The organism is Streptomyces sp. NPDC028991 (genome assembly GCF_055564775.1).
Genome location: NZ_JBVHVP010000008.1, coordinates 307,030 through 320,945, shown reverse-complemented (window position 1 = coordinate 320,945; position 13,916 = coordinate 307,030). Strand labels below are relative to the sequence as shown.

The following is a 13,916-nucleotide window of genomic DNA, read 5'->3' as shown; positions in this document are numbered from 1 at the left end:
TCAGGATCGAGTCCTTGCCGCCGGAGAAGAGGATCACCGGCCGCTCGAACTCGCCCGCCACCTCCCGGAAGATGTGCACCGCCTCGGACTCGAGGGCGTCGAGGTGGGAGAGGGCGTACGGGCTGTCCGTACCCTCCGCCACTGTGGCCACGGACGTCGTCATGCCAGTCCCCTTTCGGTGAGCAGGGCGTGGACCGCCGCGGCGGACTCCTGGACGGTCTGGTCCTGCGACTCGATGCGCAGGTCGGGCGCGACGGGCTCCTCGTACGGGTCGTCGACCCCGGTGAGCCCGGTCAGTTCACCCGCGGCCTGCTTGGCGTACAGGCCCTTCACGTCGCGCACCGAGCACACCTCGACCGGCGTGGCCACGTGCACCTCCACGTAGGCCGTGCCGTTCGCCTCGTGCCGCTTGCGGACGGCGTCCCGGCTGTCCGCGTACGGGGCGATCACCGGGACCAGCGCCGTGACGCCGTTGCGGGCGAGCAGTTCGGCGACGAAGCCGATGCGCTGCACGTTGGTGTGCCGGTCCTCGCGGCTGAACCCGAGGCCCGCCGAGAGGAACTCGCGGATCTCGTCGCCGTCGAGGAGCTCGACGCGTCGGCCCTGCTCGCGGAGCCTGCCGGCCAGTTCGTGGGCGATGGTGGTCTTGCCGGCGCTGGGCAGGCCCGTGAGCCAGACGGTGGCTCCGGTCGTCACGTGGTTCTCCCTGGATCTCGATGGTCCGGTGGTCGTCGTCATGTCAGCCGTGCAGTCCGCACTCGGTCTTGGAGCGGCCCGCCCAGCGACCGGCGCGGGCGTCCTCGCCCTCCAGCACACGGCGGGTGCAGGGCGCGCAGCCCACGGAGGCATAGCCGTCCATCAGCAGCGGGTTGGTGAGGACACCGTGCTCGTCGACGTACGTTTGCACGTCTTCCTGTGACCACTTCGCGATGGGAGAGATCTTCACCTTGCGGCGCTTCTCGTCCCAGCCGACCACCGGGGTGTTCGCCCTGGTCTCGGACTCGTCGCGGCGCAGGCCGGTCGCCCAGGCCTGGTAGCCCCTCAGGCCCTCCTCCAGCGGCTTGACCTTGCGCAGCGCGCAGCACAGGTCGGGGTCGCGGTCGTGCAGCCTCGGGCCGTACTCGGCGTCCTGCTCGGCGACCGTCTGGCCGGGCGTGAGCGTGATGACGTTCACGTCCATCACGGCCTCCACCGCGTCCCGGGTGCCGATGGTCTCCGGGAAGTGGTAGCCGGTGTCGAGGAACACCACGTCCACACCGGGCAGGGCGCGGGAGGCGAGGTGGGCGACGACCGCGTCCTCCATCGAGGAGGTCACGCAGAAGCGGTTGCCGAAGGTGCCGGCCGCCCACTGGAGGATCTCCAGCGCGGAGGCGTCCTCCAGCTCGCGCCCCGCCCGCTCGGCGAGGGTCTTGAGCTCGTCGGTCGTACGCTCTTCCCGAACCGCGGTCATATCGGTTCCCCTCCCGTGGAGTTGGGCTGAAGGCCCCGGGCGAGCAGCCCGAGGAACTTCAACTGGAATGCGCGGTTGCACGCCCCGCATTCCCAGGCGCCGTGACCTTCCTCGTGGGGACGCAGGTCCTCGTCGCCGCAGTAGGGGCAGTAGAAGGGCGCGGCACGCTCGCTCACGACAGGGCCTCCTCGGAGGCGCGGGCCGCCCAGGTGGCGAAGCGCTCGCCGTCCTCGCGCTCGGCCTGGTAGCGCGTCAGGACGCGCTCCACGTAGTCCGGCAGTTCCTCGGCCGTGACCTTCAGACCGCGCACCTTGCGGCCGAAGCCCGGCTCCAGGCCGAGCGCGCCGCCCAGGTGCACCTGGTAGCCCTCGACCTGCTCGCCCCGGTCGTTCAGGACCAGCTGGCCCTTGAGACCGATGTCCGCGGTCTGGATGCGGGCGCAGGCGTTGGGGCAGCCGTTGAGGTTGATGGTGAGGGGCTCGTCGAACTCCGGGAGGCGGCGCTCCAGCTCGTCGATCAGCGAGGCGCCGCGCGCCTTGGTCTCGACGATGGCGAGCTTGCAGAACTCGATGCCGGTGCAGGCCATGGTGCCGCGCCGGAAGGTGGAGGGCCGGGCGGTGAGGTCCAGCGCCTCCAGTGACTCGACGAGGGAGTCGACCTGCCCCTCCTCGACGTCCAGGATGATCATCTTCTGCTCGACCGTGGTGCGCACGCGGCCCGAGCCGTGCGACTCCGCCAGGTCGGCGATCTTGGTCAGGACCGTGCCGTCGACGCGGCCGACGCGCGGGGCGAAGCCGACGTAGAAGCGGCCGTCCTTCTGCCGGTGCACGCCGATGTGGTCGCGCCAGCGGCTGGTCGGGTCGGCCGGCGCCGGGCCGTCGGTCAGCTGCCGCTTCAGGTACTCGTCCTCCAGCACCTGGCGGAACTTCTCCGCGCCCCAGTCGGCGACCAGGAACTTCAGGCGGGCGCGGTTGCGCAGCCGCCGGTAGCCGTAGTCGCGGAAGATGGAGATGACGCCCTCGTAGACGTCGGGGACGTCCTCGATCGGCACCCAGGCGCCGAGGCGCACGCCCAGCTTGGGGTTGGTGGACAGGCCGCCGCCGACCCACAGGTCGAAGCCCGGCCCGTGCTCGGGGTGCTCGACGCCGACGAACGCCACGTCGTTGATCTCGTGCACCACGTCCAGCACCGGCGACCCGGAGATCGCGGTCTTGAACTTGCGGGGCAGGTTCGAGTACGCCGGGTTGTTCAGGACCCGGCGCTTCATCTCCTCCAGTGCCGGCGTGCCGTCGATGATCTCGTCCTCGGCGATGCCCGCGACCGGGGAGCCGATCATCACGCGGGGCGTGTCGCCGCAGGCGGTGACCGTGGACAGGCCGACGGCCTCGAGCCGGTTCCAGATCTCGGGCACGTCCTCGATCCGGATCCAGTGGTACTGGACGTTCTGCCGGTCGGTGATGTCGGCCGTGCCGCGCGCGAACTCCTGCGAGATCTCGCCGACGACGCGCAGCTGCGCGGTGGTCAGCGCGCCGCCGTCGACGCGGACGCGCAGCATGAAGTAGCTGTCGTCCAGCTCCTCCGGCTCCAGGACGGCCGTCTTTCCGCCGTCGATGCCCTGCTTGCGCTGGGTGTACAGCCCCCACCAGCGCATCCGTCCGCGCAGGTCACCGGGGTCGATCGAGTCGAAACCCCGCTTGGAGTAGATCGTCTCAATACGTGTCCGTACGTTGAGACCGTCGTCGTCCTTCTTGGTCTGCTCGTTGCCGTTGAGCGGAGTGAAGTGACCCATAGCCCACTGACCCTCGCCGCGGTGACGGCTCACCTTGCGGCGGGGGGTCGCGGCAGCGGGATTCGGCGGCGTGGCGGCCATGGTTGACACGTCCTTCGGGACAGCGATGGATTGGGCCGGCGCGGAGCGCCGTCGGTGAGGAGTGGCGGTCGGGTGACGGGAGGGCGGCTCTGACCTGCGCGCACGGGCGCACGGCCTACGTGAGGCATACGTGCGCGTCATTGCGCGGGAATCAGGCGAACGCGGGGAATCCGGAGGTGCTGGAGGGCGCTCTCAGCGGGCCGGACAGATGGCGCTGGACATGCGGCCGAGGTCGACGTGCCGCCGACTCACCAAGGCAATTCCAGTTCCAGGCATGGCGGAAGCCTGGCACGGCGATCTGGACACAGTCCAGCTTCGTCCAATATGCGGACACCCTTGTCTCGTACGACGAGACAAGGGTGTCGTGGATCACAGGGCGACCCGGGCGGAGGGCGGCCGGTCAGGCGGAGAACGCCCCGGGCCAGGGCCCCGGGGCGGCCACCTCCGCCTCCTCCTCGACCTTGGTGTCGAACAGCCGGAAGCCGCGGCGCTGGTAGTTGTCCATCGCGTACTCGCCGTCCTTGCTGCACGTGTGCAGCCACACCCGCTTGGTCGTGGCGAGCCCCGGCCACCGGTCGGCCAGGTCCCAGGCGCGGGCGGCGCCGCACGAGAGCAGGTGGCCGCCGATGCGCCGGCCCCGGAAGGCCGGGATCAGACCGAAGTACTCGATCTCCACGACCCCGTCGTCCCCGGGCGTCAGCTCCACGTACCCGGCGGGCGTGCCGTGGTCGTAGGCGACCCAGGTCTCCACGCCGGGCCGCTCCAGGTGCTCCCGCCACCGCGCGTAGTCCCACTCCAGCCGGTCCGTCCAGCGGATGTCGCCGCCGACCGAGGCGTACAGGAAGCGGCTGAACTCGGGGGAGGGCACCTCGGCGCGGACGATCCGGACGTCCCCCTCCGGCGCGTCGGCCGGCAGCAGATCGGTGGGCGCCGTCTGCTCCAGGGACCAGGTGGTCACGGCGATGTTGGTCATGCCGGTCAGGGAATCATCCGGTCCGCGGATCTGTCGATCCCACCTCGTCCCGGCCCCACCTCGTCCGGCCCCACCCTGTCCAGGCCCCCGCACGGCCCGGGGGAGGGCCGTGCGGGGGCCCGGCGCCCGTCAGCCGAGCGCCCGTCAGCCGAGCGCGTCCTCGATCGAGGTGAGCGGGAGCGCGAACAGCATGCGGCCCGACTGCGACCAGACCTCGCCGGTCCGCGCCGAGTACGACAGGGAGCCCGCCGGCCCGCTCCAGCACCGCTGCGAGCGGTCCGCCCCGCACTCCGTGGCCCGGGCGCCCTCCGTGTCCTGGCGCCACAGGGTCCCGCGCCCGTCGCGTCCGCCGGCCGCACGTCCCAGGTACCAGTCCGGGCGTGCCGCGCCGGCCGGGCGGTACGACAGCACGCCCCCGACCTCGGCCGCCCCGGTCTCGTACGCCTCCACCGCGTCGACCCCTCCGGAGGTGTCGGCGGCCGGCAGCCCGGCGCGGGCCGGGTCCGTGTCGAACGCGTAGCGCCACAGCCGGGTGGGGCGGTCGCCGTCGGCGGGCACCCACTCGCTCGCCACCAGGCTGTCGGGGACCGTACCCCGGTCCAGGGAGATCGTGCCGGGGCGTGCGGCGTCCGCCGCGTCGGAGAGCCCGTACGAGGCCACGGCGGGCAGCACGTAAGGCTGGCCGCCGGCCGCCCAGCCCCCGGGCACCCGCCCGACGGCGTCCGCGTCGGTGGTGGCGCGCTGGACCCGCTCCACGTCGTACACGTAGAGCGCGTCGCGGTCCCCGGCGCCGGTGGTGACCAGCAGCTTGTCCTGATACCAGACCACGCCGGTGACGGGGGAGGCGAGCCCCCGGTAGTCGTGGCCGCCGTCGACCGGGACGGCGAGGAGCGCCGAGGCGTAGCTCAGGTGGTCGGGATCGTCGGCGTCGACGAAGGAGATCCGGGCGAGACGGCCGTCGGGCGTCCCGTCGTCGCGGGACCAGGCGGACAGGACGACGCGGTGGGCGCCCCAGCGTCCGTCCTCGTCGGCGTCGCCGGAGGTGGTGACCGCGCCGGGCCGCCAGCCCTCGGTGTCGCCCTCCTCCCAGCAGTAGGCGCGGGTGGCCGCGGGGAAGACGGGCAGGGCCTCCCGGTCCCCGGCCGTGCAGTCGGCGGCGTCGCGCAGCGCGTGGTCGGCGGAGTCGAGGACGGTGTCGACGCCCACCGGCTCGCCCATCGAATCGGAGAGCCGGTCGAGCCATGGCCGCGGCACGCGGTGCTCCGTCAGCCGCAGCGCGTCGGTCTCGGCGGCCGAGGTGAGGGGCTTGAGGGCGCCGGGGTCGTCGGCGACCGTGGCCTGCGAGGCGCTGATCAGCGTGGCGGCACCCGTCAGGGCGAGGGCGGCCCCGGTCAGGGCCGCGCGCAGCGCCCTGCCCCGCCTGCGCCGGCGGTGCCTGCCGCGCTGCTTCATACAACCTCCACGGAAACCGGTCCAACTGGGCTCGCCGGTGGCCACGTTGACCGAGGAGCGGATGGGGCGGTCCGTAGAGGATGCTACGACAGACGGACGGCTCCGCGGAGGCGGACGCTGCAAATATGCGAAAACGAACCGTCTTTCCGGTCATCCCGGACGGCTCGGGCGGGACAGGCCGGGCGGGACAGGGGACAGGGGACAGGAACAGGCGGGGCAGGGGCAGACGGGGCAGGGACGGGGCAGACGGGGGCAGGGGCAGGCGGGGAAGCGGAGGGCGGTGGGGCGTGCGGTGGCGCGTGGCTGTTCGCGCCCACGCGCCGGAGCCGCACGTCGAACGCGGCCCCGCGGCCCGCACCCCTGAAGGGCCGCCCCGTCGTCCGAAGGGCCGCCCCGTCGTCAGGACGCCGGCAGGGACGCCCGGCGCTCCGTCACCGCCGGTGCCGTCGACTGGGGGAGCAGGTCGCGTGGGTCGTCCGGAAGGACCACCTCGACCTCCGCGTCTTCGCAGAATCGATACGGCCGGTGCTCCAGATACGCCCCGAGGTATCTCCGCACCCGCGACATCTCGGCCCGTACCGTCACCCTGCGGGCCGGGTCGCCGAACACGTCCTCGGCCAGCCCCGCCGCGCTGCGGCCGGCGCGGTGGACGGCCAGCAGGTACAGCAACTCGGCGTGCCGGGGGCTCAGTTCCCGGGCCCACACCTGCGCGCCGCCCAGCACCCGGACCGACCAGCGGCGCGGCTGCCCGAGGTCCAGCACGATCCGGGTGGCGCTCTGCGGCACCGGATCCCCGGCCGCCCGCACCAACCAGCCCTCGCCCAGCGGCTCCATGGTGCACGCCCCGAGCGCCGGCAGCCACCTCGGCCCCACGGCCGGGGACTTGGGCAGCGCCACCCGGTCCACGTACGGCATCCCCGTCACCGCCGCCGTCCAGCCCTCCCGGTCCGTCACCAGGGCCCGCCCGCCCAACCGGGCCAGCAGCGGGGCGGCAACCGCGCGCAGCCGCTCCAGCGACAGCACGTGCAGCTCACGCAGCCGGGCCTCGGCGAGCTTGGCCACCGAGTCGACCCAGGCGAGCGTCGCCGGGTGCATCGTCTCCAGCGGCCCGCTCACGTCGACCACGCCGAGCAGCCGGCCGCTGCGCGGGTCGGTGATGGGCGCCCCGGCGCAGGTCCAGGTCGCCTGGGACCGTACGAAGTGCTCGGAGGCGAAGACCTGTACGGGCCGCCGGGTGACCGCCGGAGTGCCCACGCCGTTGGTGCCGACCACCTCCTCCCGCCAGTCCGCCCCGAGTTCGAAGCCGAGACAGTCGGCCTTGCGCAGCACCGGCGCGCTGCCCTCCCGCCACAGCACCCGGCCCTCGTCGTCGGCGACCACCATGATGTGGTGCGCGACGTCCGCGACCGACAGCAGCCCCTCCCGCAGCACCGGCAGCACATGCCGCAGCTCCGACGCTTCCCGCCGCCGCCGTACCTCCTCCGGGGTCAGCAGCCCGGAACGGAAGTCGTGCTCGGGATCGACACCGCTGCGCAGCATCCGCTCCCAGGACTGCTCGATCACCGGACGCGGCGCCACCGGGGCCCGTCCGCCCGACAGCCTCGCGGAACGGACCTCTTCGAGCATGCGCGCCGCACGCGCCGTGTCGACAGCGGCGAACCGCGTCACGTCCATCGGCGAGACAGCCACTGGTCCCCGTCCTCCCGTAAGCCGGATGCTCGGTTGATGGGATGTTCGTCTGATAACGAGCGTTTGCCCGGGACACGAGGACACAGTCCGCGCACAGCCCGCAGCAAGTTGCAACCCCCTGCAACCCTGGTGGACGGTCGTTTCGGTGTCCAAACTTGAACCACGTCGCCCCGAGCGGCGGACACGGCCTGAACGGGCCTGTGTGGCGGGGGTGGTGCCGTGTCGGCGCAGCACCACCCCCGCGCCACCCGGCGGATCAGGCCGCCGGCACCGGCCGGGCCCGCTCCACCACGGACGCCAGGTCCAGCGTGGGCGGCAGCGTGCCGAAGGCCGCACCCCCGTCACCGCCCAGCCGTGCGGCGCAGAACGCGTCGGCGACCTCCGGCGGCGCGTACCGGACCAGCAGCGAACCCTGGAGCACCAGCGCCAGCCGCTCCGCCAGCCGCCGCGCCCGCCCCTCGGCGGATGCCAGATCGGCCAGCTCCGTCAGCAGGCCCCTGATCGCCGCGTCCAGCCGGTGATCGGCGCCGCGCGCCAGGCCCACCTCCGTCAGATACGCGTCCAGCGCGAGCGGCTCCCGCCCGAGCGCCCGCAGCACGTCCAGCGCCTGCACGTTGCCGGCGCCCTCCCAGATCGAGTTCAGCGGCGACTCGCGCACCAGCCGGGGCATCCCCGACTCCTCGACGTACCCGTTGCCGCCCAGGCACTCGGCGGCCTCCACCGCCACCGGCGCACACCGCTTGGTCACCCAGTACTTCGCCACCGGCACCGCGATCCGCAGCAGGGCCCGCTCCCGCTCGTCGCCGCCGTCGGCGGCGTCCTGGGCCGCCGCCAGCCGCAGCCCGAGCGTGGTGGCCGCCTCCGACTCGATCGCGAGATCCGCGAGGACGTTGCGCATCAGCGGCTGGTCGACCAGCTTCGCGCCGAAGGCCTCCCGGTACGCGCAGTGGTGCGCCGCCTGCGCGACGGCCTGCCGCATCAGGCCCGCCGACCCCAGTACGCAGTCCAGCCGGGTCGCCGCCACCATGCCGATGACGGTGCGCACCCCGCGGCCCTCCTCGCCCACCCGGCGCGCCCACGTCCCGGCGAACTCGACCTCGGCCGAGGCGTTGGACCGGTTGCCCAGTTTGTCCTTGAGCCGCTGGATCAGGAACACGTTGCGGGAGCCGTCGGCCAGTACGCGCGGCACCAGGAAGCAGGTCAGCCCTCCGGGGGCCTGGGCCAGGACCAGGAAGCCGTCCGACATCGGCGCCGAGCAGAACCACTTGTGCCCGGTCAGCTCGTACGTGCCGTCCTCGGCCAGCGGGCGCGCCGACGTGGTGTTCGCCCGTACATCGCTGCCACCCTGCTTCTCCGTCATGCCCATGCCGAACAGGGCCCCGGCCTTCAGACGCGCCGGCCGCAGCTCCCGGTCGTACACCCGTGAGGTCAGCCGCGGCTCCCACTCGGCGGCGAGGTCCGGGTCCGCGCGCAGGGCCGGCACCGCCGCGTGGGTCATCGACAGCGGGCAGCAGTTGCCGGCCTCGACCTGCGTCCACATGAGGAACCCGGCCGCGCGCCGCACATGTCCGCCCGGCCGGGACCAGGCCGCGGTCAGGCCCGCCGACACTCCCTTGCCCAGCAGCCGGTGCCAGGCCGGGTGGAAGCCGACCTCGTCGACGCGGTGGCCGTAGCGGTCGTGGGTGCGCAGCACCGGCGGGTTCTCGTTGGCCTGCGCCCCCCACTCCTGGGTCTGGACCGACCCGCAGCCGCGGCCGAGCCCCGACAGCTCCTCCAGGGCCTCGTCGAGCAGCTCGGGTGCCAGATGCCGCTCGACCGCGGCCGTCAGGGCCCGGTCGGCGGTGAAGACGTCGTAGCCGGCCAGCGGCGGCGCCTGATTCGTCACGGTGTGGGTACTGCCTGCCATGACCGTGAACCTACCGTGCCGGGGACCTGCGGAGAGCCGGCACCGGTCGGTGGGTGTCCGCGGATGAGTGCGACCCCCCGCGACGGATACCTTTAGGTCGTGCAGCCAGCAAGTGAATCCCCCGAACGGCCCTCCGGCCGGCTCCATCGCGCCCGGGTCCTGTACCGGAACGTCTCCAAACGCAGGACCGCCTGGCTGCTGCTCAAGGACACGGTCAACTCGTGCATGGAGTACCGCATCCTCGGCCTGGCCGCCGAGGCCGCGTTCTTCACGCTGCTGTCGGTGCCGCCCCTGCTGCTGAGCGTCATCGGCCTGCTCGGCTACGTCGACCTGTGGATCGGCGCCGACACCACGGAGAGCCTGCGCACCAGCATCCTGGACGCCTCCCGCGCGGTGCTCTCCGAGCAGGGCGTCAAGCAGATCACCGAGCCGATCCTGGACGACGTGATGAAGGGCGGCCGGCCCGACGTCATCTCCCTCGGCTTCCTGTTCGCCCTGTGGTCGGGCTCCCGCGCGGTGAACGTCTTCATCGACACCATCACCGTGATGTACGGCCTCGACGGCGTCCGGGGGATCGTCAAGACCCGCCTGATGGCCTTCCTGCTCTTCCTCGTCGCCCTGCTGATCGGGTCGATCGCGCTGCCGCTGATGGTGGCCGGTCCGGACGCCGTGGTGCGGATCGTGCCGTGGTCGACGACGGTCGTCCAGGTGCTGTACTGGCCGGTCGTCATCATCCTGTCCATCGCCTTCCTGACCACGCTGTACCACGTCTCCGTGCCCGTGCGCTCCCCGTGGATCGAGGACGTGCCCGGCGCGCTGGTCGCCCTCGCCATGTGGGTGCTCGGCAGCTTCCTGCTGCGCATCTACCTCACCAACACCGTCGAGGGGCCCACCATCTACGGCTCGCTCGCCGCGCCCGTCGCCGTGCTGCTGTGGATCGGGGTGTCCGCGTTCGCGGTGCTCGTCGGCGCCGCGGTCAACGCGGCCATCGACCGGGTCTGGCCGGCCGCCGCCACCGCCGCGGCCCGCGAGGCCAACGAGCGGCTGCGCCAGGCCCAGGTCGCCGAGTACGTGGCCCGCGCCGCGGCGAACGGCGAGGCGGACCCCGACATGCCCTCCGAGTTCCCGGAACGCTGGTCCCGCTTCCTGCCCCCGGAGGACGTCACGTCCCGCCTGCGCACCCACGTGAAGAACACGCCGCCCGCGAACCACAACAAGCCCGAGGCCTCGTAGATCCGGCCCGGCCCGGCTCCGTCGCCGCCGTCCGGCCGGAAGGGCGGGCCCTGCGGTCTCGGGCACGCGACGGTGCGATGTGCCGGACCCGTCTTGACGGGAGACCTCGCCCCTCGGCCGGTGCCGAGAGCCCGGCACCCGTGCGTTCTCGGCGGTGTGGCCCGCCTGCTCTCCCCGGAGGCGGCCGGTGCGACGGGCGCCCCTCGTAAGGGGCCGCGGAGAGGGGCCGCGGGGTACGGCGTGTGCACCCCGCGGGCACCGCCGCCCCGGCGGGGCGCTACGGCAGGGGCGCCGCCTCCCACGTCCCCGCCGCCGCGGTCTCCCGGACGAAGTCCCCGAAGTCCCTCGGCGCCCGGCCCAGGACCTGCCGCACACCGTCCGACGGATGGGCGTTGCGGCCGTCCAGCAGGGTGCCGAACAACTCCACCAGGAACGCGACCTCCTCCTCGGGCACCCCGAACCCGGCCAGGTTCTCCCCGTACTCGTGCGGCGTCACGGCCCGGTACGTCAGCGGGCGGCCCGTCTCCTTCGCGATCTCGGCGACCGCCTCCCCGAAGGTCAGCAGCCGGGGCCCCGACACCTCCAGCACCCGCCCGGCGTACCGGTCGCCGGACGTCAGCGCCGCCACCACCACGTCCGCGACGTCCCGCAGGTCCACGAACGGCTCCCGGGCCGCGTCACCGGCCGGGAAGACCAGTTCCCCGCGCTGCCGCAGCTCCTCCACCAGCGGCCCCTCGCTGAAGTTCTGCGCGAACCACGCGGCCCGCACGACCGTCCAGTCCGCGCCCGCCCCGGCCAGCGCCTCCTCGGTGGGCCGCGCCTGCTCCTCGCCCCGCGCCGACAGCAGCACCAGCCGCCGTACGCCGAGCCCGGCCGCCTCCCGCGCCAGCGCCCCGACCGCCCCGGCCGCGTCGGGGGCGCCGACGTCGGTCGGGTAGGCCAGGCAGGCCGCGTCGGCGCCGCGCAGGACGTCCGCCCAGGTCGACCGGTCCCGCCAGTCGAAGCCGGTCGCCCGGGACGCCGCCCGCACCGTCAGCCCGGCCGCCCGCGCCGCCTCGGCCACCCGCCGCCCGGTGCGACCGGACGCTCCCGTCACCACGACCGCCATGTCCCCGTGTGCACTCGTCTCCGTCATGGCTCCAGTCAACTGCCGGGCGCCGCGCGTTCCCATCGCCGAACGGCTCGCGGGCATACGCGTGCGTCTACGCTGTGCCGCCATGGACGCACTCGCCGGTCTGCTGGAGGGCCCCCGGGCCCGTGGCGCGTTCATGATCCGCGCCTGTTTCGACCCGCCGTGGGCCGTGCGCGTCGAGGACCGCGCGCCGCTCACGGTGATGCTGATGGCCCGCGGCGACGCCTGGATCGTCCCGGACACGGGGGAGCGGCTGCGGCTGCGGGCCGGCGACCTCGCCATCGCGCGCGGCCCCGATCCGTACACCTGCGCCGACGACCCCGGCACCGCGCCGCAGGCGGTGATCCTGCCGGGCGGCGCGTGCAGCTACCCCGACGGGCGCCCGCTCAACGGCTCGATGGACCTCGGAGTGCGCACCTGGGGCGACCGGACCGACGGCGAGGCGGTCCTGCTCATCGGCACCTACCTGGTGCGGGGCGAGATCGGCGGCCGGCTGCTGGACGCCCTGCCGCCGCTGCTGTCCCTCACCTCCGATCAGTGGGACTGCCCGCTCACGCCCCTGCTGACGACGGAGGTCACGCGGGACGAACCCGGCCAGGAAGTCGTCCTGGACCGGCTCCTCGACCTGCTGGTCATCGCCGCGCTGCGGGCCTGGTTCGCCGGCCCGCGGGCCGAGCCGCCCGCCTGGTACCTGGCCCTGGGCGACCCGGTCGTCGGCCGGGCGCTGCGGCTGCTCCAGGACGATCCGGCGCACCCCTGGACGGTGGCCGCCCTCGCCGCCGAGACCGGGGTCTCCCGCGCCGCGCTCGCCCGGCGCTTCACCGGCCTCGTGGGTGAGCCCCCGATGGCGTACCTCACCGGCTGGCGCCTCGCGGTCGCCGCCGACCGGCTGCGCGACACCGGGGACACGCTCGGCGCGATCGCCCGCCAGGTCGGCTACGGCAGCGCGTTCGCCCTCTCCACGGCCTTCAAACGGGTGTACGGCGTCAGCCCGCAGGAGTACCGCACACCGGCGGCGTAGCCTGGCACGCGTGTACGCGGAACGGGCCTCCCGGCTGACCGGCGCGGTGGTGTGGACCCACACCCCGACCGCGCCCGGCACGGGACGTGTCCTGCCCGACGGCTGCATGGACCTGCTCTGGTACGACGGCCGCCTGCTGGTCGCGGGCCCCGACACCCGTGCCCACGTCACCGACGGCGCCCCCGGCCCCTGGGCGGGCGTCCGCTTCTACCCCGGCACCGCGCCCGCCCTCCTCGGCGTCCCCGCCCACGAACTGCGCGACCGGCGCGTCGACCTCACCGACCTCTGGCCGGCCGACCGGGTGCGGCGCCTGGCCGCGCGGGTGCACGCGGCCCCCGACCCGGCGAGCGGCCTGGAGGAGGCGGCGCTGTCCCGGGCGGCCGACACCGAACCCGCCGACCCGCTGCTGCGCCGGATCGTGACCGCCCTCGACGCGGGCCGCCCGGTCGCCGCCACCGCCGACGCCCTCGGCGTGGGCGCCCGCCGGCTGCACCGTCGCTCGCTGGCCGCCTTCGGCTACGGTCCCAAGACACTGGCCCGGGTACTGCGCTTGCAGCGCGCCCTCGCCTTGGCCCGCGCCGGTACGCCCCTCGCCGAGACGGCCGTCCGGTCCGGTTACGCGGACCAGGCCCATCTGGCGAGAGACGTACGGGAGTTGGCGGGCGCGACGCCCGGGGAGCTACTGGGCCGGCGCGGATAGCGGCGCGAACAGGTCGACGCCGTGGCCGTCCGGGTCGCCCAGGACCGCGTACCGCTGACCCCAGACGGCGTCCCAGGGCTTGCGCTCGCCGTGGCAGCCGGCGCCGGTCAGCTCCTCGTAGAGCGCGTCGACCTCGGCCGGCGTGTCGCACAGCAGGGCGAGCGAGTGCCGCCCGCCACCGGCCGGCGGCTGCCACCCGGGCATGAAGGAACGGACGGACTCCTCGGTGTCGAGCAGCAGCCGGATCCCGCCCGGCAGTTCGGCCTCGGCGTGCGGCCCGCCCGCGGCGTCCTCGGGGAACGCGAAGCCGAGCCGGCGGTAGAAGGCCACGGAGGCGGCCATGTCGGAGACGATGAGACTGATGGCGTTGAATCGTGCGGTCATGGGGCCACCGTAGGCAGGGCGTGCGGGGCCGGTCTTGAAGGAATCGGACACGCGGGAAGCGGGCGCGGGGCGGGGAGGGGCACGGGACGGGTGTCGAGGTGGTGCG

At 73.9% G+C, this 13,916-nt stretch carries 14 protein-coding genes and 1 pseudogene; 3 read left to right on the top strand and 12 right to left on the bottom strand.

All coding sequences use genetic code 11. The features are described from left to right. The 10 genes and pseudogenes from ACZ4V1_RS19495 to ACZ4V1_RS19450 form a co-directional block, all read right to left on the bottom strand. Window positions 1-163: pseudogene (locus ACZ4V1_RS19495) on the bottom strand (sulfate adenylyltransferase subunit CysD); the annotation flags it as partial. Then, window positions 160-696: an adenylyl-sulfate kinase gene (cysC, locus tag ACZ4V1_RS19490; RefSeq protein WP_468337317.1), complete on the bottom strand. Its 537-nt coding sequence runs from the start codon at window positions 694-696 to the stop codon at window positions 160-162. The pseudogene ACZ4V1_RS19495 and the gene cysC, both read right to left, overlap by 4 nt. Window positions 697-739: 43 nt before the next feature. Further along, complete coding sequence (locus ACZ4V1_RS19485) at window positions 740-1,450, bottom strand: phosphoadenylyl-sulfate reductase (protein ID WP_468337314.1); 711 nt, start codon at window positions 1,448-1,450, stop codon at window positions 740-742. Further along, window positions 1,447-1,626, bottom strand: a complete 180-nt coding sequence (locus ACZ4V1_RS19480; RefSeq protein ID WP_053138995.1) for a hypothetical protein — start codon at window positions 1,624-1,626, stop codon at window positions 1,447-1,449. The genes ACZ4V1_RS19485 and ACZ4V1_RS19480 overlap by 4 nt, the downstream gene beginning before the upstream one ends. Further along, the gene (gene sirA / locus ACZ4V1_RS19475) at window positions 1,623-3,320 is read right to left on the bottom strand and encodes a sulfite reductase SirA (protein WP_468337311.1); all 1,698 of its coding nucleotides are present in this window, start codon (window positions 3,318-3,320) and stop codon (window positions 1,623-1,625) included. The genes ACZ4V1_RS19480 and sirA overlap by 4 nt, the downstream gene beginning before the upstream one ends. 192 nt (window positions 3,321-3,512) lie before the next feature. Continuing rightward, window positions 3,513-3,596, bottom strand: coding sequence for a putative leader peptide (locus ACZ4V1_RS19470; RefSeq protein WP_310887545.1), 84 nt, complete (start codon window positions 3,594-3,596; stop codon window positions 3,513-3,515). A 124-nt stretch (window positions 3,597-3,720) separates the two neighbouring features. Next, on the bottom strand, window positions 3,721-4,293 hold the full coding sequence (locus ACZ4V1_RS19465) for a GNAT family N-acetyltransferase (protein WP_468337308.1): 573 nt from the start codon (window positions 4,291-4,293) through the stop codon (window positions 3,721-3,723). A gap of 144 nt (window positions 4,294-4,437) precedes the next feature. Continuing rightward, window positions 4,438-5,745, bottom strand: coding sequence for a hypothetical protein (locus ACZ4V1_RS19460; RefSeq protein ID WP_468337306.1), 1,308 nt, complete (start codon window positions 5,743-5,745; stop codon window positions 4,438-4,440). Between the two features lie 399 nt (window positions 5,746-6,144). Then, window positions 6,145-7,434 (bottom strand): GAF domain-containing protein, encoded by a 1,290-nt coding sequence (locus tag ACZ4V1_RS19455; RefSeq protein ID WP_468337304.1) that lies wholly within the window; start codon window positions 7,432-7,434, stop codon window positions 6,145-6,147. A 256-nt stretch (window positions 7,435-7,690) separates the two neighbouring features. Next, on the bottom strand, window positions 7,691-9,340 hold the full coding sequence (locus ACZ4V1_RS19450; protein WP_468337301.1) for an acyl-CoA dehydrogenase family protein: 1,650 nt from the start codon (window positions 9,338-9,340) through the stop codon (window positions 7,691-7,693). 99 nt (window positions 9,341-9,439) lie between these two features. On the opposite strand from ACZ4V1_RS19450, the gene ACZ4V1_RS19445 reads away from it, so the two are divergent. Further along, window positions 9,440-10,573, top strand: coding sequence for a YihY/virulence factor BrkB family protein (locus tag ACZ4V1_RS19445; RefSeq protein ID WP_468337298.1), 1,134 nt, complete (start codon window positions 9,440-9,442; stop codon window positions 10,571-10,573). 277 nt (window positions 10,574-10,850) lie between these two features. On the opposite strand, the gene ACZ4V1_RS19440 is transcribed toward ACZ4V1_RS19445, so the two are convergent. Next, window positions 10,851-11,708: an NmrA family NAD(P)-binding protein gene (locus tag ACZ4V1_RS19440; RefSeq protein ID WP_468337295.1), complete on the bottom strand. Its 858-nt coding sequence runs from the start codon at window positions 11,706-11,708 to the stop codon at window positions 10,851-10,853. An 82-nt stretch (window positions 11,709-11,790) separates the two neighbouring features. Here ACZ4V1_RS19440 and ACZ4V1_RS19435 point away from each other — a divergent pair, with 82 nt between their 5' ends. Both ACZ4V1_RS19435 and ACZ4V1_RS19430 read left to right on the top strand, forming a co-directional pair. Then, window positions 11,791-12,726, top strand: coding sequence for an AraC family transcriptional regulator (locus ACZ4V1_RS19435; protein ID WP_468337293.1), 936 nt, complete (start codon window positions 11,791-11,793; stop codon window positions 12,724-12,726). A gap of 10 nt (window positions 12,727-12,736) precedes the next feature. Beyond that, entirely contained in the window at window positions 12,737-13,426 is a 690-nt protein-coding gene (locus ACZ4V1_RS19430) for a helix-turn-helix domain-containing protein (protein WP_468337290.1), read from the top strand. Here the strand turns inward: ACZ4V1_RS19430 and ACZ4V1_RS19425 are convergent. Further along, a complete protein-coding gene (locus ACZ4V1_RS19425; RefSeq protein WP_468337286.1) occupies window positions 13,406-13,810 on the bottom strand; it encodes a VOC family protein in 405 nt (134 codons plus the stop codon). The two genes, ACZ4V1_RS19430 and ACZ4V1_RS19425, sit on opposite strands and share 21 nt — an antisense overlap. Window positions 13,811-13,916 lie beyond the last annotated feature (106 nt).